This is a genomic window from [Borrelia] turdi, from assembly GCF_008828755.2.
Classification (GTDB): domain Bacteria; phylum Spirochaetota; class Spirochaetia; order Borreliales; family Borreliaceae; genus Borreliella; species Borreliella turdi.
Genome location: NZ_QBLM01000001.1, coordinates 670,287 through 691,592, shown reverse-complemented (window position 1 = coordinate 691,592; position 21,306 = coordinate 670,287). Strand labels below are relative to the sequence as shown.

Sequence of the window (21,306 nt, the reverse complement as noted above, 5' to 3'; positions counted from 1 at the left end):
AATCAAAAATTAAAACCTTTTAAGAAAAAATAAAATTATTATAAAAATAAGGAGATAAAACATGAATTATACAAAATTTCAAGAATTTATATCGGAATTTTTGGGAACATTTATCCTATTAGCTTTAGGAACTGGATCTGTTGCAATGACGGTATTGTTCCCCTCAAGCCCTGAAATAGCGGGAGAAATAATCAAAGGGGGATATACAAATATAGTATTTGGATGGGGAATGGGTGTAACATTTGGTATTTATACATCAGCAAGAATTAGTGGAGCACACCTCAACCCAGCTGTTAGCATAGGATTAGCAAGTATTGGAAAATTTCCCGCTTCAAAACTTTTACACTACATTTTAGCACAAATATTGGGAGCATTTACAGGCGCATTAATGACACTAGTCGTATTTTATCCTAAATGGATAGAAATAGATCCTGTTCTAGAAAATACTCAAGGCATATTAGCAACTTTCCCCGCTGTTCCTGGATTTTTGCCTGGATTTATTGATCAAGTTTTTGGAACCTTTTTGCTAATGTTTTTAATTTCTGTTATTGGAGATTTTGTAAAAAAACACAACGACAATCCATTCCTCCCATTCATTACAGGAGCAGTGGTTTTGGCAATAGGAATAAGTTTTGGGGGAATGAATGGCTATGCTATTAACCCTGCAAGAGATCTGGGACCAAGAATTTTACTCTTATTTGCTGGATTTAAAAATCATGGCTTTAACAACCTAAGTGTATTTATTGTACCAATAATTGGCCCAATAATTGGAGCAATTTTGGGCGCTACAATTTATGAATTTACACTAAAAAACAACAAAGGTTAAAAGATATTTATCTTTGTTAAAATAAAAAGGAAGAATTATGAAATATATTTTATCTATTGATCAGGGTACTACTAGCTCAAGAGCAATAGTATTTGATAAAAATGCAAACATAAAAGGGCTTGCTCAAAAAGAATTTACTCAAATTTATCCACAACCAAGCTGGGTAGAGCATGATCCTGCCGAAATATGGGGATCCCAACTTGGGGTTATAATAGAAGCTCTTGCAAATTCAAGAATTTTACCAAATGAAGTTGATGCTATTGGAATAACTAATCAAAGAGAAACTACGGTTATATGGGAAAAAAATACAGGAAAACCTATTTACAACGCAATAGTATGGCAAGACAGAAGAACTTCAAAAATTTGTGACCAATTAACGAAAGAAGGAAAAGATAAAATCATTTTAGAAAAAACAGGCTTAGTGCTAGATTCTTATTTTAGTGGAACAAAAATAATGTGGATCTTGGATAATGTAGAGGGGGCAAGACAAAAAGCTGAAAATGGTGAATTATGCTTTGGAACAATAGATACATGGCTATTGTGGAATCTGACTCAAAAAAAAGTACATGCAACTGATTACTCTAATGCTTCAAGAACATTATTGTTAAATATTAAAACATTAGAATGGGATGATGAACTTTTAAAAATATTAAATATTCCAAAAGCAATTTTGCCCGAACTTAAAGAAAGTTCTACAATATATGGCAAAACAGACAAATCGCTATTTGGATCAGAAATTCCTATTGCAGGAATTTCCGGAGATCAATTTGCAGCAACATTTGGACAAGCATGCCTTAAAAAAGGCATGGCTAAAAACACATATGGAACTGGTTGCTTTTTAACGGTAAATATAGGTAAAGAGCCGATTATTAACTATGATAGCAAGCTTTTAACTTCAATTGCATGGGGAAGAAAAAAAACTGTAACTTATGTTCTTGAAGGAAGTGTCTTTATTGGTGGAGCCGTAATCCAGTGGCTAAGAGATGGTCTTGAATTTTTTAGAAAAAGCTCAGACGCAGAACTATTAGCAAGCTCTGTCTCAGATAATGGGGGAGTTTATTTTGTACCAGCATTTGTTGGACTTGGTGCACCTCATTGGGATTCTTATGCAAGAGGAACAATCATTGGAATAACAAGAGGATCAACAAAAGCTCACATTGCAAGAGCTGCTCTTGAGAGTATCGCATTTCAAAGTTTTGATATACTAGATACTATAAAAAAATCTATTCCAAATTTTGAAATTCAAGAATTAAGAGTAGACGGGGGAGCAAGTCAAAACGATCTATTAATGCAATTTCAAGCTGATCTTTTAGGATGTAAAGTTGTAAGACCAAAAATAACAGAAACAACCGCTCTTGGGGCTGCTTATCTTGCAGGACTTGCATCAGGTTATTGGCAAAGCGCTGAAGAAATAATAAGTCTTTGGCAAGTAGATAAGATATTTGAACCTTCAATGCCAAAAAATCAAAAAGAAAAACTTCTTGAGAATTGGAATAGAGCAATTAAAAGATCAAAATCCTGGATACAGAATTCTCATAGTATATAAATTTTCAAAACAAGACTTTGAAAATTATAACAAAAATATATTGGAGACAAAATTATGCATAATTTATTTGATTTTTCAAAACTAAAACAACATATAATAAAAATGTATGGTAGGCAAATAAATCTATTATACGAACAACTATTAATTAAATTTTTTCATCTATATCCGCTGTACATATATGGATCTAAGAAATACCCTATCTATACTTTGCAAAAAGGGCACAATTCATTGGAGAAAATACAAAAAATGTTTAATAAAATATTAAATAAAAATCACAAAAAATTAAAAAGTTTACTAATGCAATTGGTTTATAATGCTATTCAATAAAATTAAAACAAATGGTCTTTGCGAATTTCTCAAATCTAGCATTTGATTAAAAAAAGAAGAGAAATTAACTAAAATGGAGGAATATTTAAATTTCATGAATAATAACAAAGAAACAAAATTAAAAGATTTGGAAAATCAAGAATTTGATCTTATAATCATTGGGGGAGGCGCAACAGGTCTTGGAATCGCAGTAGATGCAATCACAAGAGGATATAAAGCAATACTTATAGAAAAATTTGATTACGCAAAAGGAACTTCCTCTAGATCAAGTAAATTAATTCACGGTGGGGTAAGATATTTAGCTCAATGGAATATTTCTTTGGTTAAAGAAGCTTTACACGAAAAAGCCGTTCTTGAAAAGAATGCACCTCATTTAATTAACGAATGTGCATTTATTACTCCTATTTATAATATTTTAGAAATACCCTATTATTATTTTGGATTAACTTATTATCACAATCTCATGGGTAAAGAAAAATCTACTAAATACAAAACTAAATTACTATCAAAAAAATCTACCATTGAAAAAGCCCCTAATATTAAAACAGAAGGCCTTAAATGCTCTGTTTTATATTATGATGATTCATTCGATGATGCTAGAATGGCAATAACATTATTAAGAACCTTTACCGAAAAGGGGGGCATTGCCCTTAACTACACAGAGCTTAAAAAATTTAATAAGGAAAATGGAAAACTTTCAGGAATTTTAATACAAAATAAATTATCAAAAGAACAAATTTCATTAAAAAGCAAATGTATAATAAACGCAACAGGAATATTTTCAGATGAAATAAGAAGACTAGATGATGAAAAAGCTTTAAACATTATCAAGCCTTCCCAAGGTAGCCATTTAGTAATCAAAAAAGACAAATTCCCTCCAAATCATGCAATATTAATACCCAAAACTAGTGATAATAGAATTTTATTTGCTGTTCCTTGGTATGATGGGGTTGTTTGTGGAAGCACCGACATTCCAATACAAGAGATAGAAGAAGAGCCTAAAAGATTTGATGAGGAGATTGACTTTATAATAAATAATTTAAACAACTATTTAAATATTAAAATAGAAAAATCAGATATAAAAAGCGTATATACTGGAATAAGGCCATTAATAATGGATCCAAAAGCTGAAGGAAACACTTCAAAAATTTCAAGAAATGAAAAAATATTTATTTCGGATTCAAATCTTATTACAATAGCAGGGGGAAAATATACTACATATAGAAAAATGGCAGAAAAAACCTTGCTCAAGGCCATAGAAAAAAATTTAATACCAAATTACCCACCAACTACAGAAGATTTAAAGCTACATGGCTACCTTAAAAAAGAAGAGGTAATAAAAATTCCTGAACCTTTTAAAGCTTATGGTAGTGACTTTGAAATTCTAAAAAATATGGAAGGGTTTGATAAAAAGATACACGAAAACTTGGATTTAAATGAAGCTCAAATAACTTTTTCAATTGAATTTGAGCAAGCCAAAACTATTGACGATGTTCTAGCAAGAAGAACAAGATCGTTGCCCTTAAATCCTCAAGCCACAATTGAAGCTGCTCCAAGAGTTGCTTAAATAATGATGAAAAAATTAAATAAATCTGAAGAGTGGAAAAATGAACAAATAAAAGACTTTTTAGAAATAAGTAAAAAATATTTAATTAAAAATTAAATTAATTTTTACCATTAAACAAAGGGATTGTCAAACAATCCCTTTTTAATTTACAATGGTTAAAATCTAATTCACATTAGCAAATTCACAAGCAAACCTTGAATCTCTTCAATGCTATCTAAAAGTTTAATCTGGGTCATTTGATTTTGTAAAACAGAATAGGCAAGTCTATCCAACTTGTCGTTAATAATCTTAATAATTCTATACTTGGGACGCTTAGGATCTCCTAAGCTACCCCCTTTTTGTTCTTTCAAACAAACAGAAGATGATATAATCATAGATATAAATTCTGAAATAACTTTTTTGTAAAAAATTACATTTTGCCTGGAAGGCTCACTCAAAAGTCTCTCACCAATCTCGTTAATTCCATCTAACATATTCTTAATCAAATCAAGATTAAATTCGCCATTTTCAAGTAAAATAAAATTCTGATCCTCTTTAACACTTTCAATCTGAAATACCGAAGAAAAAGCATTGCTCTTATCAAAAGATACTTTTTTTCCACCTTTTTTGTAATCTTTTGAATTAAGATTTAATGCCCTGGCAATCAAATTATTTACTTTCATCTATTTTGCTCATAACACTTGAAAAATATTTATTATCTTCATCTTCTAAAGGCTGAGAAGATTTTTTTTCTTCTTGATACTCCTTATTGATTTCAATTAAAAGATCTTCATTAACTTTATAAGAACCAGTATAAAAAAATGTATTTCTTTCGGGAGCTCTAAGATACTCAGCACCAATATCCATATATCCATCAATAATAGCGCCTTCTTCAACCTCAATTGACTTGCAAGAAATATTGCCAATAACACACCCTGACGCAAATATTTTAATCTTGCTTTTAGCATAAATATTGCCCACAACCATTCCAGAAATAACAAGCTCATTAGCATCAATACTAGACTTAACCCTCCCACTCTCTCCAATAATTACTCTTTTCGTAGAACTAATAGTACCCATAAAATCGCCATCAAGTCGAATAAAATTATTTGAAACCAAATCTCCTTTAAAAAAATCACCAACACCCACTATTGTTTTTATTTCATCAAAAATAAACAAAGATGATTCTTTTTTTTCTTTTTTAACAGTCAAAAAATTTAACATCTATTTCGAAGCTCCTGTTGCTAAATTTAAATACATATCAGGATTAATAACTTGAGAACCTACACGAACCTCATAATGAACATGCGGACCTGTTGCATAGCCTGTCTGCCCCATAAATCCAATTATTTGCCCCTTTTTAACATAAGACCCTTTAGAAGTATTAAGACGTGACATATGTGCATAAAGAGTCGTAAGTCCATACTTATGCTTAATTTGAACAAAATTGCCATAGCCTGCTGATTGATAACTTGCCCTAACAACCTCCCCATCAGCAGTTGCAACAATAGGAGTTCCAATTCTAACCCCCCCAAGATCTATGCCTTTGTGAATATACCACTGCCTAGTAAAAGGTTCAATAGCAGGGCCAAAATGCAAAGTAATAATTCCAGATCCACCCGCAAGAGGCCAAAGAGAAGGAATATCATTTAAAAGCTTATCCTGAGCGTGTAAAACCTTAACTATGCTTTTAAGAGGGGGAATTGAACTTTCTATTTTACTTTTAATATTTTTAAGATCACTAAGCTCTTTTATTGAATTAGCTTCTAAAATTTGCAAATCAATAAAATCAGAAAGATCTCCATCTTGTTTATTTTTATTTAAATCAATACTATTAGAATTAATTTTTAAAGAGGTTTTAAGTTCATCTAAAATTTTGGAAAAATTTTTAGCAACAGAATTGATTTCTACAACTGTATTTCTAAAATCTTCAATCTCAGATTCTGCTAAAGAATAATTTTTCTCTGTAGATTTCACAATTGAAGAGAGAGTGACATAGTTGACAGCAAGCAAAACAAATCCTATAAACCCGCCTAAAAAAAAAGTAGAAAAGAAAAATAAAGTCAAAAAAGAAATTTTAATATTTTTTACATTTCCTTTAACATGAGGAATAATCATAAAACTAATATTTTGCTTAAAAAAAGAATGTATAACTTTTAGGGTTATAAATAAAGAATTATAAATAACCAAAAAAAACTTAAGAATTCCTTTAAAGCCTGAAATAATTTTAAATTTAATTCTTTTCTTCATAACAAACCTTACCAAAAATTACCACGCTCAAACAAAAAAATTAAAAATTTATTTTAATACTTTAGACAAAAATCCAAATTTTTCGATAAAACCTGGTACAAAAATATTGAACAAATACACATAATTAAAGAGAATAATACTTAAAAACCAATATAGTTATACAATTAAACTCGCAAATACTTTATTATTATATAAATGAAAACACTATTTTTTGCAACAACAAATGAAAATAAAATAAATGAAGTAAAAAATATATTAGATATACCCAACTTAGAATTAATAGTTCCTAAAAATTTTAACATAAAAGAAACAGGAAAAACATTTAAAGAGAACTCTTTGCTTAAAGCAAAAGCACTATTTGAAATTTTAAATAAAAATCAAAATGTTTTTGGAGAAGATTCTGGATTGTGCATTAATGCACTAAACTTGGAGCCTGGAATTTACTCTAAAAGATATGATACTTACAAGCTAAGTAAAAAATTAAGCACTAATGAAAAAAATCAGCTTATTTTAGATTTAATGAAAAATGAAAAAAATAGACAAGCATATTTTATATGCAACATAAGCTATATATCAAAAAATAGCCAAATATCAAATTTTGAAGGAATTATTAAGGGGAAAATTGCCTTAAGTTTAAATAATGATAAAAACCATGGATTTGGTTATGATTCAATATTTTTAACTAAGAATAATAAAAAGCTTAGCGACCTAACACTTGAAGAAAAAAATAAAATATCCCATCGAGGAATAGCATTTTTAAAATTTAAAAAATTTTTATTAAAATCTTTATTCAAAAGTTGAACTTAAAGGCTTTTTATATATAAAGTTTAGACTTTATTGTAAAATAAAAACACAACGTTTATACAATTTCAATGTATTATTTATTTCTAAAAACAATGGAAAAAGGAAGGAGGGAGTTTAATGATAAATAGAAATGAAATCAATGAGAATGATAAATGGGATTTATCTTTTCTATTTGCAAGTGAAGAAGAATATAAAAAGGCAATCAATGCTATTGAAATTAAAATCAAAGAATTTAAAAAATATGAAAAATTGGAATTAAATTTTGATTTGTTTAAAGAAACTTTAAACAAATACTATGAAATTATGGAAGATCTAGAGAAGACCTCTTACTATGCAATGCTTCAATTAGAAACCGATGTAACCAATAAGGATTCAAATAAAATATATTCTATGTCCCTTAATTTAACTACAAAAGTATCTAATACCACCTCGTTCTTCATACCCAAAATACTAAAAGAAGATGTAAAAAAAATTCAAACTTGGATAAATGAACCTGAGCTTAAGGATAAAAAAATTGCAATTGAAAAAATACTAAGAGAAAAGAATCATATTTTAAGCGAACAAGAAGAAGAAATACTTGCTAACTACACCCCTCTTTACTCATCTTATCAAAAGATATTCTCAGCATTAACAAATGCTGATATGGAATTTGGAGAAATTAATGGACACCCTTTAACCAATTCCACCTACACACTGTTTTTACAAAACGAAGACCAAAAAATAAGAAAAGAAGCTTTTTTGAAATTTTATCAAAAATACAAAAACAATGAAAATACACTTGCAAATCTTATTATTTCAGACCTTAAAAAAAATCACTTCATTGCAAAGACAAGAAAGTTCCAAAATACTTTTTCAATGCAACTCTTTTCAAATAATATTAACAAAAAAGTTTATACAAATTTAATTGAAACTGTCAACGAAAATTTATCTGCGCTTCATGACTATTATGATTTTAGAAAAAAAGTTTTAAACCAAGAATATCTAAATCATTACGATGTTTACGTACCATTAACAAAAGGAATAACATTTAAAAATTCGTTTGAAGAAGCTTGTGAGAAAATATTAAAATCTTTAAAGATATTAGGAAATGAATATACAGAAATCTTAAGAAATGGCCTTTTAAAAGAAAGATGGGTTGATAAATACGAAAATACTGGGAAAAGATCGGGAGCTTTTAGCGCTGGATCATACAATGGAAAGCCTTATATACTTCTTAATTACAAAGACGAATCAATAAGAGATATGTTTACGCTTGCGCACGAAGCAGGACATTCAATGCACTCTTACTTTAGTATAAAAAACAATCCATTCCCGCATTATAATTATTCAATTTTTGAAGCAGAAATAGCATCAATAATTAACGAACAAATATTAGCAGAATATTTGCTTAAAAACGAAGCCGATATTAAAAAAATAAAATATATAAAACTCACACAAATTGACGACATGATTTCAACATTTTTTCGACAAACAATGTTTGCTGAATTTGAGTACATCATTCATGAAATGATTAGCAATGAAGAACCTCTAGTAAAAGAAACACTAACAGAAACTTATATGAATTTGCTAAAAAAATACTTCGGACCTAGTCTAAAATTTGATAAATTAAGCCCCCTTGAATGCCTCAGGATTCCCCACTTTTATTCACCTTTTTACGTATATCAGTATGCTACAGGCATTGCAGCTGCTCTATCAATATACAAAGACATTAAAGAGAATAAAAAAGATGCAGTAGCAAATTATATAAAATTTTTAAAAACAGGTGGTTCTAAATATCCATTAGATTCCTTAAATATTACTGGAGTAGATTTAACAAAAAAAGCAACAATAACAAACACTATTAACATTTTCAAATGTAGACTTGAAGAGATAAAGCAAATATTCCAATAAAAGGAGATTTACTGTGAAAAATATCAATTTGATTTTAGCTTGGCTTGTACATATTTTTACAGCATCTGGTTTGATTGTAGGACTTTACTCAATAATTTCAATTGTAAATGGTGATTATTCTCTTCTTTTAAAGTTAATAGTAATAGGACTTATAATAGATGGAATTGATGGAACTATGGCAAGAAAGCTTAAAGTCAAAGAGTTAATACCTGAAATTGATGGTGCTCTACTTGATAACATTACAGACTACATAAACTATACCTTCATACCTGTTATATTTTTTTATTTAGGAGAATTCATTTCAGAAAAATATAAAGTCGCCATTTGCATTGGGATTTTACTCTCATCAGCATACCAATTCTCAAGAACAGACGCAAAAACAAGTGATAACTACTTTAGAGGATTTCCTTCTCTATGGAATCTCTTTGTAATATCAAACATAATCTTTAAAATAGAGCCAATAACAAATCTTATTATGATATCAATATGCATTATTATAAGCTTTATACCAATAAAATTTATTTACCCGTCAAAAACTAAAGAATTAAGGAAAATTACCATACCAATAACAATAATAAGCTGCCTAATATTTGTTGTATCAATATTTTCAGAATTATCTACAACAGCGTTAAAAATAGCAAAAACAGTTCTTATCCTTTACTTTGTATATTTAACTTTAGCAAGCATATATTTAACCTATAAAACAAGAAATAGATGATAACAATGTATATAAACACAATAATAGAATCTATTGATTCAAACATAGCCTATTCTCCAATAGTATTTTTTTCTTTGTTAATCTTAGCAGGGCTTAATATTCCTATTTCTGAAGATGCAATAGTATTAATGGGTGGAATTCTATCTAGTCGAAAAAATGGATATACTGTATTAATATTTTTAGGAATTTTTTGGGGAGCCTATCTTGGAGACATAATATCTTTTTACATTGGGAAATTAATGGGAAATAAATTGTTTAAAAATAAAAAAGACAATAACCTGCTTGACAAAATAAATTACTACTATGGTCAATATGGAGTATTAACTTTATTTATAGGAAGGTTTATACCCTTTGGAGTTAGAAACGCAATATTTATATCAGCGGGAATGGGAAATATGAAATCCAATCTATTTATTGTTTCTGACTTTTTTGCAACTTTACTCTCAATACTGGTTTATTTTACTCTCAGCTTTAAACTAGGACAATCATTTGAAATAATATTTGCAAAAATAAAAGTAATTATCTTTGCAATATTTATTGCCATAATATCAACAGCAATAATAATATGCGTAATTAAAAAAAATAAAAAAGTTGACAAAAATTTAAAATAAAAAATATAATGGTTAATAGCGCTGTGGTGGTGGAAGTGGTAGACACGCTAGCTTGAGGGGCTAGTGGGCGTAAACCCATGCTGGTTCAAGTCCAGTTCACAGCATTAAATTGTTAGTAGCTTATTAAAAAAATTAACTAAAATGCACTCTAGAGGAATGTTAGAGAATAAATTACAGATTAATTTTTAAGAGGACAAATGTCTAAATACGAATTCATAAAAATTGAAAAAAAATGGCAAGAATTTTGGGATAATAACAAAACGTACAAAGTAACAGAAGATCCAAGCATTCCTAAAGAAAAAAGATTATATATACTTGACATGTTCCCCTATCCTTCTGCCAACGGACTTCATGTTGGCCATCCAGAAGGATACACAGCTACTGACATATTTGGAAGATACAAGCTTTTGAATGGATTTCACGTACTTCACCCAATAGGATTTGATAGCTTTGGACTTCCTGCTGAAAATTATGCAATACAAACAGGAACTCATCCTAAAAAAAGTACAGAAGAAAATATTAATAAGTTTAAAAAACAAATAAAAGCTTTGGGATTTGCCTATGATTGGGATCGAGAAATTAGAACACATGACGAAAATTACTATAAATGGACACAGTGGATTTTCCTGCAATTATATAAAAAAGGCCTAGCTTATGAAAAAGAAATGCCTGTATGGTACTGTTCTGAACTTGGAACAGTATTATCAAATGAAGAGATTATTCAAACTCCAAATGGACCAAAATCTGAGAGAGGATTTTACAACGTCGAAAAAAAATATTTAAGACAATGGGTTTTAAAAATTACAAAGTATGCTGAAAGATTGTTAAACGACCTTGAAGAATTAGAATGGCCTGAATCTGTAAAAGAAATGCAACGAAATTGGATTGGCAAATCAACAGGGATTGAAATCGACTTTGAAATTGAAGGCTACAATGATAAAATCAAAGTCTTTACAACAAGGCCAGACACAATATTTGGTATCACATATTTAGTAATCGCACCAGAAAACAAACTAATAGAAAAAATAACAAAAAACAACTTCAAAAAAAATGTCTTAAAATATGTAAAACAAGAAGAACTCAAAAGTGATCTTAAGAGAACCTCTCTTGAAAAAGATAAATCGGGGGTTTTTACAGGATCTTATGCACTTCATCCAATAACAAATGAAAAAATTCCAATTTGGGTTGGAAGCTATGTATTAGGAACTTATGGCACTGGAGCTGTAATGGGTGTTCCAGCACATGATGAGAGAGACTTTCAATTTGCTAAAAAGTATAAATTAAAAATTTTGCCCGTAATATCAAAATCGGGGAAAAATGAAGTATTAGAAAAAGCATTTATTAATGATGGAATTTCAATAAATTCTCCTAATGGGTTTAATAATCTTAAAAATTCTGAAGTAAAAGATAAAGTAATAGAATGGCTTACTAAAAATAAAAAAGGGGAAGAAAAAGTTACCTACAAGCTTAGAGATTGGATTTTTTCAAGACAAAGATACTGGGGAGAACCTATACCCATTTTGTTTGATAAGCTTGGGAATGCAATACCTTTAGAAAAACATGACCTTCCCTTAAAGCTTCCAGAAATTGCAAACTATAAGCCTTCTAAAACAGGAGAATCTCCTTTATCAAGGATTAAAGATTGGGTAAACGTAAAAGATACAGGCTTTACAAGAGAAACAAACACAATGCCTCAATGGGCAGGTTCTTGTTGGTATTATTTGAGATACCTTGACCCTAAAAACCCAAAAGAGTTTGCAAATAAAAAAAAAATTGAATATTGGATGCCGGTTGATCTATATATAGGTGGGGCTGAACATACAGTATTACACCTACTTTACTCAAGGTTTTGGCACAAGGTTCTTTATGATCTAGGATATGTAAATACCAAAGAACCTTTTAAAAAACTTATAAATCAAGGCATAATAACCGCATTTTCTTATCAAAAAGAAAATGGGATTTTAATACCCAATGACCAGGTTATAGAAAAAGATAATAAATTTTTTGACAAAAAAGATAATAAAGAAGTAACCCAAGTAATTGCCAAAATGTCAAAATCTTTAAAGAACGTAATAAATCCAGACGATATTATTAAAGAATTTGGAGCAGATTCAATAAGAATTTATGAAATGTTTATGGGGCCACTAACAGATTCTAAACCTTGGAACACTAAAGGCATTATTGGTGTTTTTCGATTTTTAAACAAAATTTGGAATTTGAGAGAAAAAGAACTATCAAAAGACAACCCTCCAAAAGAAATAATATCTCAACTACATAAAGTAATAAAAAAGGTCACAGAAGACACAGAAAAACTAAACTTCAACACAGCAATCTCTGCTATGATGATATTTGTCAATGAGCTTCTCAAGTATGAAAAAAATTATTTGAATATATTTAAACCATTTGTCATTATTTTATCCCCGTATGCACCCCATTTAGCAGAAGAGCTATGGGAATATCTTGGAGAAACACCCAGTTTATTCAAAAATTCAAAATGGCCAAAATTCGATGAAAATCTTATTATTAAAGACAGAAAAGAAATTGTCTTGCAAATAAATGGAAAAATAAAAGATAAAATCTTACTAAACAAAGAAATAGATGAAAAAGAGCTAAAAGAAATAGCAATGAAAAATAGCAAAATAAAATCAAACTTATTAAATAAAAAAATTGTCAAAATAATTGCAATTAAAAACAAACTTGTCAACATAGTGATAAAATAAAAAAGAGGCATTATATGGACTTTGCAAGTCTAAGCATTAAATATAAAGGAATTATATTCACAATATTTATATTAATTACTATTTTTTTAGGATTTTTTTTAAAAAATCTTAAATTCGATGCAAACATCTTAAAACTTATTCCCAAAACTAAAGAAACTGAAAGCTTGATAGACATTGATAAAAGCAATTCACTTTTATCTACAATAGTAATTTTTCAAGATAAAAAAAATATTTTCAATAAAAAAAATTTTGAAACAATAAACAGTGTAATCAATGAAATAACCAAAATTTTAAAAGTATCTCCAAATGCCGTAACAAGCATATTCTCTTATTTTCCACAATTTAAAAAAGAAATCTACACAGATAAAGACATAGAAGAAATAAAAAATAAAATAAAGTCAACTCCATTTGTAAAAAATACATTCTTAGGCAACTCAGAAAATTTAATATACTTCATAATAATTCCATCAGAGAGTGACAAAATTAATTTCAGTAGAAATTTAAAAACTGAACTTGATGCGATGGAAAAAACAATTAAAAAATATGAAACAAAAGATCTAAAATTGTATCTTACAGGAGATTTAATAGTAAGAGAAAAAATTTTAAACTACATGGTCGAAGACTTCAAGATCTTAGGCCCTCTTGCTACTTTTGTGGTAATAATTTCACTTTATCTTATTATAAAAAATCTAATCGGTGCATTAATTCCCATTTTTATTGCATTATTATCATTGATTTGGACTTTTGGAATTAAAGGACTTGTACAATCCCCCATTACAGTACCAGAAACTTCAATGATTGTTTTACTTATTTCAATCGGATGCGCTAATGCTGTGCACATAATAAATGGAATATTTAAATTAATAAAAAAAGAACAGCTTTCAAAAGAATCAATAAAAACAACTATTAAAAAGCTTAAAACACCCATACTACTAACATCTCTTACAACTGCATTTGGATTCTTATCTCTTACAACCTCTTCAATTAATGCTTACAAAACAATGGGTATTTTCATGTCAATTGGAGTAATTATCTCAATGGCAATCTCATTAACCGTTTTACCTGGAATAATAACATTAATCCCATTTGCAAAAAAAAAGTCTCTTGAGAAACAAAAAGAAAATAAACCGCATAAAATACTTTTCCTTGAAAAGCTTGCCAAAATAAATACACAAATAACAAAGTCTATATTAAAAAGAAAATATACATCCTCTATAATAGTAGTCATCATACTGGGAATTTCGATTGCGGGTCTTTTAAAAATAGAAATCAATTTTGATGAAAAAGATTACTTTAAAGAAAGCACAAGTGTAAAAAAAACATTAAACCTAATGCAAAAAGAAATGGGCGGAATATCGATTTTCAAAATAGAGCTTGAAGGCAATCCTGGTGAATTTAAAAATGCTAAAGCAATGCAAATCTTAGATTTGATTACAGATAAACTTGATGCATTTTCTGCAAAAACTCAATCCAGCTCTATTAATGGAATTTTAAAATTTACAAATTTCAAAATTAAAAAAGAATCCCCGCTAGAGTACAAACTGCCTGAAAATAAAACCATACTAAACAAACTAATAAATTTAGTAGATAAAAGCGATTGGGCTAAAGACAATAAAAAAATGTACATTAATGATGATTGGTCATTAATATCTATCATGGTAAGAATTGAAGACAACTCAACCGAAGGAATAAAAAAATTTGAAAAATATGCTATTAAAACAATTAATGAACATATGAGAAATAATAAATATCATTTCTCAGGAGTATATGATAAGGTGCTAATAGCTAAAACAATGGTAAAAGAACAGGTTACGAACATTATAACAACTCTTGGATCAATAACACTGTTGCTTATGTTTTTCTTTAAATCTATAAAAACCGGAATAATTATTGCAATCCCAGTGGCATGGTCCGTGTTTTTAAACTTTGCCGTAATGAGATTATTTGGAATAACCTTAAACCCCGCAACAGCAACAATTGCATCTGTAAGCATGGGAGTCGGAGTAGATTATTCAATTCATTTTTTCAATACGTTTATTTTAAAATACCGAAAAAGTCAAATCTACAAAAATGCACTACTTGAATCAATACCCAGCGTATTTAATGGAATATTTGCAAATTCTATTTCTGTAGGAATAGGATTTTTAACCTTAACATTTTCATCCTATAAAATAATATCAACTCTTGGAGCAATAATTGCTTTTACAATGCTAACAACATCTCTTGCATCGCTAACTCTTCTTCCATTATTAACTTATTTATTTAAACCTAGAGTAAAACTAGCCTCAAATAGCAATTTAAAAAAATTAAAACAATAATTTAATGACCTCGCGCATATTATCTACAAGATAAAAATTAATACCACTCTTAATGTTAATAGGAATCTCTTCTAAGTCGACCCTATTTGCTTGAGGCATAATGATGTGCTCCACGCCGCTACGCTTTGCTGCAATTATTTTTTCTCTAAGCCCCCCTATCATCATCACATTTCCAGTAAGAGAAAGTTCTCCTGTCATAGCCAAATGGGGTCTCACAACCTTATTAAGAGCAAGAGAAATAAAAGCACTAGCTATTGTAATTCCTGCAGAAGGCCCATCTTTTGGGGTAGCTCCTTCTGGAATATGTAAATGGATAATATTTTTTTCAAAAAAAGATTTGCTAATATTTAAATCTTCTTTAATACTATTAACATAAGTATAAGCAATATTAGCGGATTCCTTCATAATATCCCCAAGCCTGCCTGTTAATTTAATTCCACCCACCTTGGACTCTGTCTTTACAGTTTCAATCATTAAGGTCGAACCCCCATAATTTGTCCAAGCAAGACCCATTACCATCCCAGAATACATAGCATTTGGCATACTTTCCTTTCTAAAAACAGGTACACCAACATATTCTTCTAGATTGTCATTAGAAATTTGATAGGATTTAACCTCAGTGTTTTCAACAAGCTTTCTTGCAACCTTTCGTACAATTTTGTTTAAATATTTTTCAAAATTTCTCACTCCATTATCTCTTGCATACTCTTGAGCAATTTGAACAAGAGCTGAACTTTGAAATTTTAAAGAATCTTTATCAACTCCGTTTTCACTTAAAACTTTAGGAATTAAATACTTTCTTGCAATCTCTATTTTTTCGTTATCAACATATCCAGAAATTTCAATAACCTCCATTCTATTTAACAAAGGTCTTGGTATTGTTTCAACAGAATTCGCGGTTAAAATAAAAAATACATTTGAAATATCAAAAGGAAGGTCAAGATAATGATCTCTAAATTTAACATTCTGTTCGGGATCTAAAACTTCAAGAAGAACTGAAAAAGGATCCCCATAATTTGAAGCAGAAATTTTATCCACCTCATCAATTAAAAAAACAGGAGAATTTGTCTTAGTAATTCTTAATCCTTGAATAATTTTGCCAGGCAAAGCACCAACATAAGTTCTTCTATGCCCCTTAATCTCTGATTCATCGCGCATTCCACCAACAGAAAATCTAAAAAACTTGGTTCGCAAAACCTTTGCAATAGCTGCCCCAATAGAAGTTTTACCAACACCAGGGGGTCCAACCAAAAGAATAATAGCCCCTTTTTGGGTCTTTCTTAACTTAAGAATTGAAATATATTCAATAATTCTATCCTTAACTTCGGTCATCCCATAATGAGTTTTATCTAAAATTTTTTTAGATTTTTGCAAATCTAATTTATCAAAATTAATTTTCAAATCTCGCCAAGGAAGCTCAGTAATAAGTTCAAGATAATTTCTAATAACAATATATTCAGGCGAACTTGTCTCAAGAAGTGAAAATTTTTCCAATTCTTTTTCAACTACCTCTAAAGATTCTCCTTTTAAATCTAAAGCCTTTAGCTTAGTTTTAAGCTTTTCTAAATCACTGTTTTTTTTATCACCTATACCAAGTTCAGCTTTAATAGCTTTAAGCTGTTCTTTTAAAAAGAACTCTTTTTGTTGTTTCTCTAATCTCTCCTGAATACCTTTAGCAATTTTATTTTGAATTTCAATTAAATTAAGCTCTTCATAAATTAGCTCTAAAACTTTTTTAAGCCTATCTTTTACACTTAAAGTTTCAAGAACTATTTGATGATCACTTTTTGAAGATGAAATAGTACTAGCCACAATATCACATAATTTCCCTTTATCTTCAATATTAACCATATTTAATTGAACTTCTGGCATTTTTCTATGGGAGAATATCTCTTTAGTTCTAAGCAAAATACTACTGTAAACTGCCTTTGATTGAATATCGTCTTTTCTAACTGGAATTTGCTTTAAATAGTCAATCTCAATTATAGGAAACTTGTCATTAAGAACAACTTTAACAAATTTAATCCTATCAAAAGTTGAAACAAATATGTTATAACCACCATCTGGAAGATTAATTTTTTTTATTATCTTCCCAGTAACTCCAACAGAATAAATATCTTTACTATAATCAACAATTAATTTATGTTGATCATTATTATTGTTTTTTTCTAAAAATTTATCATTCAAAACAAACAAAGCAATGATTCCATTACCTTTCATGGCATAATCGATTGCTTTCATATCAGAATCAGAGATTATAACAATCGGAATAAACATCCCTGGAAAAACTGGATGGGAAGGAACCGCTATTAAAGGCACTCTTGCGGGTTTATTAGAATGGGGTAAAATACCAGCTACAGTTTTTTCCTTCTTTTTATCCCCTGACTTAGCTTTTTTAAATTCATCCATAAAATTCGAAATCTCCTAGGCTAATTATAACAAAACAAATATTTTATGAAAATTCATTTAATAATATTTTTTTTTATTATAAAATAATGAAATGAGAACTTGTAAAGTTAAAATTATAAACATGAATTTGAATTATAGTGAAAATTATAATCCACTAAAGCTGTGCCATTCAATAACAAACACAATGTCTGTTAGTTAAAATTAATTAATCTATGGTGAAGCTAGTAAAGAAGAAGCCTTGAAAAATCGATTAAAAAATCAATCCTAGAGAAACAAATGAAAATTTGGAAACAAAAAGAAACTAATATACAAAACCAAGAATTAACTCACATTGCTAAGAAATATAATATCAATCTTTTTGAAGCGACTTTGCTTATAAAACGAGAAATCAAAGAAGAAGATTTCATGTTTTTCCTTGAAGACAGCGTAAATTTATTACACAACCCATTCTTATTAAAGAATATAGATAAATTCATAAAAAGAATTAATAAAGCAATCAAAGAAAATGAAAACATATTAATCTTTGGAGATAAAGATGCTGATGGAATCACAGCAACAATAATAATGTATGAAACTCTTAAAGATTTTGGACTTAATGTGAGTTATAAAATACCTTCAAATGGAGAATTTTATGGACTTTCAAACGAATTAATCAACGAAAGCATAAAACAAAAAATATCTTTAATAATAACCGTTGATAATGGCATCTCTAGTATTGAAGAAATAGATTATGCAAATTCAAAAGGAATAGAAATAATAATCACAGACCACCATCTTCCAAGTGAAGATTTTAAAACTGAAAGCATAGTTATAAATCCTCATCTAAAAGGGGACAAATATCCATTCAAAGAAATAGCAGGATGTTGTGTTAGTTTTAAAACTTGTCTTGCTCTTAGCATGTCCTTTACGGATCTTTATTCTAAAAACCTTGTATTTTTATTTTTAGAAAAAACAAAAGATGAAATTATTATTCATGCAATAGAAATAAATAACTATATTTTAAAACAATATCTAAGATTAAATAATAAGAATGACCCTTTAATTAACTTAAACAAACTAGAAAAATTTGTAAAAAACAAATACATAGTAATCTTTAACAAAGAAGATCAGGAACAATTATTTAATAAATACTTTGGAAGAAGTATAAATATAAACACAATTGATATTAGTGAAAATTTTATAAAAAAATACCCAAATTTTAGAAAAAAAACATTAAAAGACTTAATCCAAGTAACTAAATATTTTAAATATAAAAAAGTTGAGATTAAAGACAAACTTTACTACATATTTTACAATATAATTTTCGAAAGTAACAAAAATTTACTCCAAAAATGTCTAAAAAAACTTAGCTTTGTTGCAATAGGAACAATTGCAGACAATATGCCTATTATTAATGAAAACAGAATAATCCTAAAAGCAGGTCTTAAAGAAATTGCACTAAGAGAAAGAATGTCTATTAATTATTTATTAAAAGATGCAAACATATTAACAAAAACAAATATAACTTCAATAGATATCGCATATAAAATTGCACCAATACTAAACTCAACAGGCAGACTTGAAAAAGCAGATATTGCAATAAATTTTTTACTAACTAACGACATTAACCAAATAGAAAATAAATTCCAAGAAATAAAAGAAATCAACGAGCTAAGAAAATATAAAGAAGAAAAAGCTTGGAATTCGCATAATAAAAATATTATTTTAAAAAACGATAAATTCATAGTTTGCTATGATCAAAATACCCCAAAAGGAATAAGTTCCAGAATTGCAACCAGACTTTCTGCTTACTACCAAAAAGTTGCTATTTTTTTAACAAAGCAAGATAATATTATTAAAGGATCAATTAGGTCAAACAATAAAATCAATTCAAAAGAACTAATATCAATAGTACCTTCTCATTTAGTAATAAATTCAGGGGGACATAAAGCTGCCGCTGGATTTACATTGCATGAAAATTTACTCGAAGACTTTATTAAAGAATTAGAACATGCAACTACAAAAGTTGAATATGAAAATACTGATAAAAACGAATCAATATTAATAGATGCTATTCTTCCAAAGAATTTAACAAAAGATTCTCTTTTTAAAACAATAGAAATACTTGAACCTTATGGATATGAATTTAGAGAGCCAATATTAATGATGGAAAATGTTTACCTTGAAGAACTAAAAATAATTGACAAAAATCATAGCTCAAAACATATAAATATGCGCATTAAATCACAAAAAGATTACTATAAAGCTATTTTTTTTAACGGAACAAAAAAAATAGAAGAATTGAATATAAAAGAAGATCAATATTTAGACATCATTTTTACAGTTGCTGAAGATTTCTACTGCCCGAGAGAAAAAATTTTAAAAATCATAGACATAAAAAAGAGTGCTCAAGCCAATGTATAAAATACAAAAAACATTACTTATATTTTTCATTCTGGGAATAGAAAATATAAATTCAGAAATAACAAATACTATTCCTAAAGTCCAATATAAAAAAGAGGCATTTCAAGGAGATTACATATACTTTGCAAGTAATAATAACTTTAAAAAGTTATCACTTTTAAGCATAAATAAAACTCCAATAATAAGTTCTTCTCCATTCAAATTTACAGTAGGAAGCAAAACTTACTACATAGCATTTATAGGAATTACACCAATGATAAAAGAAGGAAAAAGAAAAATTCAAATAGAATTCCAAAATAAAAGCTATGTCAAAGAAATAGAAATAAAAAAATTTAACTTCAAAAGAACAAAAATTAGTTTTAACAAAGAAAAAGCCAGACTTATTACCCAAAAAAAATCAATAAAACAACAAGAACAAGCCTTGGTATTATGGAATATTATTGGAAATATTGGAGACACAACAATATACCACTACGACGCTTTAGTTAAACCAATAAAAGATCAATACATCATAACAAGTCAATATGGAGATTTAAGGCTTTATATGCAAGGTAACAAAAAAATTTCAAATTATACAATGCACAATGGAATTGATTATGCGCCATTTAAAAGAGAAAATACTCCAATTTTTGCTGCTGGGAAAGGAAAAGTTGTATTTGCACAAAATAGAGAACTAACGGGCAATACCCTTATAATACAACATCTGCCGGGTATATTTACAATTTATCTTCACCTTTCAAAATTGGGAATAAGTGAAAATAAAATAGTTAGTGCTGGGGAATATATTGGACATACTGGAAATACAGGCCTCTCAACAGGGCCTCATTTACATTTCGAAGTAAGAATGAATGGCATAGCAATAAACCCAGATTTTCTTTTAAATGGCATGCTTATTGACAAAAATAAAATAATCAATAATATTAAAAGAATAGAGTAAA

Annotated in this window: 14 protein-coding genes, 1 tRNA gene and 1 pseudogene; 12 read left to right on the top strand and 4 right to left on the bottom strand. The window is 28.6% G+C overall.

Annotated elements, in window-relative coordinates; all coding sequences use genetic code 11:
* The first annotated feature begins 61 nt into the window (after positions 1 to 61).
* The 3 genes and pseudogenes from DB318_RS03220 to DB318_RS03210 all read left to right on the top strand — a co-directional run bounded on the left by DB318_RS03220 (position 62) and on the right by DB318_RS03210 (position 4,362).
* Positions 62 to 826 (top strand): MIP/aquaporin family protein, encoded by a 765-nt coding sequence (locus DB318_RS03220; RefSeq protein WP_151059912.1) that lies wholly within the window; start codon positions 62 to 64, stop codon positions 824 to 826.
* Between the two features lie 37 nt (positions 827 to 863).
* Positions 864 to 2,372, top strand: a complete 1,509-nt coding sequence (glpK, locus tag DB318_RS03215; protein WP_151059913.1) for a glycerol kinase GlpK — start codon at positions 864 to 866, stop codon at positions 2,370 to 2,372.
* 400 nt (positions 2,373 to 2,772) lie between these two features.
* Positions 2,773 to 4,362: pseudogene (locus tag DB318_RS03210) on the top strand (glycerol-3-phosphate dehydrogenase/oxidase).
* Between the two features lie 71 nt (positions 4,363 to 4,433).
* Here DB318_RS03210 and DB318_RS03205 read toward each other — a convergent pair.
* From DB318_RS03205 to DB318_RS03195, 3 genes are read right to left on the bottom strand one after another with little or no spacing between them, the layout of a single operon-like run.
* Positions 4,434 to 4,928, bottom strand: a complete 495-nt coding sequence (locus DB318_RS03205; protein ID WP_151059916.1) for a YaaR family protein — start codon at positions 4,926 to 4,928, stop codon at positions 4,434 to 4,436.
* Positions 4,915 to 5,469, bottom strand: a complete 555-nt coding sequence (locus tag DB318_RS03200) for a bactofilin family protein (RefSeq protein ID WP_151059917.1) — start codon at positions 5,467 to 5,469, stop codon at positions 4,915 to 4,917. Before DB318_RS03200 ends, DB318_RS03205 begins: the two co-directional genes overlap by 14 nt.
* The gene (locus tag DB318_RS03195; protein WP_151059918.1) at positions 5,470 to 6,495 is read right to left on the bottom strand and encodes a M23 family metallopeptidase; all 1,026 of its coding nucleotides are present in this window, start codon (positions 6,493 to 6,495) and stop codon (positions 5,470 to 5,472) included. It abuts the gene before it with no gap.
* 195 nt (positions 6,496 to 6,690) lie between these two features.
* Here DB318_RS03195 and rdgB point away from each other — a divergent pair, with 195 nt between their 5' ends.
* The 7 genes from rdgB to DB318_RS03160 all read left to right on the top strand — a co-directional run bounded on the left by rdgB (position 6,691) and on the right by DB318_RS03160 (position 15,556).
* Positions 6,691 to 7,296 carry an RdgB/HAM1 family non-canonical purine NTP pyrophosphatase gene (gene rdgB / locus DB318_RS03190; RefSeq protein WP_151059919.1) on the top strand — a complete coding sequence of 202 codons (606 nt, stop codon included), beginning with the start codon at positions 6,691 to 6,693 and terminating at the stop codon, positions 7,294 to 7,296.
* A gap of 120 nt (positions 7,297 to 7,416) precedes the next feature.
* Positions 7,417 to 9,189 (top strand): oligoendopeptidase F, encoded by a 1,773-nt coding sequence (gene pepF, locus DB318_RS03185; RefSeq protein WP_151059920.1) that lies wholly within the window; start codon positions 7,417 to 7,419, stop codon positions 9,187 to 9,189.
* 13 nt (positions 9,190 to 9,202) lie between these two features.
* Positions 9,203 to 9,907, top strand: coding sequence for a phosphatidylcholine synthase (gene pcsA / locus DB318_RS03180; protein ID WP_151059921.1), 705 nt, complete (start codon positions 9,203 to 9,205; stop codon positions 9,905 to 9,907).
* Positions 9,904 to 10,518 (top strand): DedA family protein, encoded by a 615-nt coding sequence (locus tag DB318_RS03175; RefSeq protein WP_151059922.1) that lies wholly within the window; start codon positions 9,904 to 9,906, stop codon positions 10,516 to 10,518. Before pcsA ends, DB318_RS03175 begins: the two co-directional genes overlap by 4 nt.
* Positions 10,519 to 10,538: 20 nt before the next feature.
* Positions 10,539 to 10,622 (top strand) — tRNA-Leu (locus DB318_RS03170).
* A 93-nt stretch (positions 10,623 to 10,715) separates the two neighbouring features.
* A complete protein-coding gene (gene leuS / locus DB318_RS03165; RefSeq protein WP_151074283.1) occupies positions 10,716 to 13,238 on the top strand; it encodes a leucine--tRNA ligase in 2,523 nt (840 codons plus the stop codon).
* Between the two features lie 14 nt (positions 13,239 to 13,252).
* Positions 13,253 to 15,556 (top strand): efflux RND transporter permease subunit, encoded by a 2,304-nt coding sequence (locus tag DB318_RS03160; RefSeq protein ID WP_151059924.1) that lies wholly within the window; start codon positions 13,253 to 13,255, stop codon positions 15,554 to 15,556.
* Here the strand turns inward: DB318_RS03160 and lon are convergent.
* Positions 15,545 to 17,965, bottom strand: a complete 2,421-nt coding sequence (gene lon / locus DB318_RS03155) for an endopeptidase La (RefSeq protein ID WP_151059925.1) — start codon at positions 17,963 to 17,965, stop codon at positions 15,545 to 15,547. The two genes, DB318_RS03160 and lon, sit on opposite strands and share 12 nt — an antisense overlap.
* Positions 17,966 to 18,241: 276 nt before the next feature.
* On the opposite strand from lon, the gene recJ reads away from it, so the two are divergent.
* Both recJ and DB318_RS03145 read left to right on the top strand, forming a co-directional pair.
* Positions 18,242 to 20,368: a single-stranded-DNA-specific exonuclease RecJ gene (recJ, locus tag DB318_RS03150; protein ID WP_151059926.1), complete on the top strand. Its 2,127-nt coding sequence runs from the start codon at positions 18,242 to 18,244 to the stop codon at positions 20,366 to 20,368.
* On the top strand, positions 20,361 to 21,305 hold the full coding sequence (locus DB318_RS03145) for a M23 family metallopeptidase (protein WP_151059927.1): 945 nt from the start codon (positions 20,361 to 20,363) through the stop codon (positions 21,303 to 21,305). The genes recJ and DB318_RS03145 overlap by 8 nt, the downstream gene beginning before the upstream one ends.
* Position 21,306 lies beyond the last annotated feature (1 nt).

Coding starts and splice junctions, on each gene's coding strand:
- DB318_RS03220 (WP_151059912.1), top strand. CDS start 62: ATGAATTATACAAAATTTCAAGAATTTATATCGGAATTTTTGGGAACA.
- glpK (WP_151059913.1), top strand. CDS start 864: ATGAAATATATTTTATCTATTGATCAGGGTACTACTAGCTCAAGAGCA.
- DB318_RS03205 (WP_151059916.1), bottom strand. CDS start 4,928: ATGAAAGTAAATAATTTGATTGCCAGGGCATTAAATCTTAATTCAAAA.
- DB318_RS03200 (WP_151059917.1), bottom strand. CDS start 5,469: ATGTTAAATTTTTTGACTGTTAAAAAAGAAAAAAAAGAATCATCTTTG.
- DB318_RS03195 (WP_151059918.1), bottom strand. CDS start 6,495: ATGAAGAAAAGAATTAAATTTAAAATTATTTCAGGCTTTAAAGGAATT.
- rdgB (WP_151059919.1), top strand. CDS start 6,691: ATGAAAACACTATTTTTTGCAACAACAAATGAAAATAAAATAAATGAA.
- pepF (WP_151059920.1), top strand. CDS start 7,417: ATGATAAATAGAAATGAAATCAATGAGAATGATAAATGGGATTTATCT.
- DB318_RS03175 (WP_151059922.1), top strand. CDS start 9,904: ATGATAACAATGTATATAAACACAATAATAGAATCTATTGATTCAAAC.
- leuS (WP_151074283.1), top strand. CDS start 10,716: ATGTCTAAATACGAATTCATAAAAATTGAAAAAAAATGGCAAGAATTT.
- DB318_RS03160 (WP_151059924.1), top strand. CDS start 13,253: ATGGACTTTGCAAGTCTAAGCATTAAATATAAAGGAATTATATTCACA.
- lon (WP_151059925.1), bottom strand. CDS start 17,965: ATGGATGAATTTAAAAAAGCTAAGTCAGGGGATAAAAAGAAGGAAAAA.
- recJ (WP_151059926.1), top strand. CDS start 18,242: ATGAAAATTTGGAAACAAAAAGAAACTAATATACAAAACCAAGAATTA.
- DB318_RS03145 (WP_151059927.1), top strand. CDS start 20,361: ATGTATAAAATACAAAAAACATTACTTATATTTTTCATTCTGGGAATA.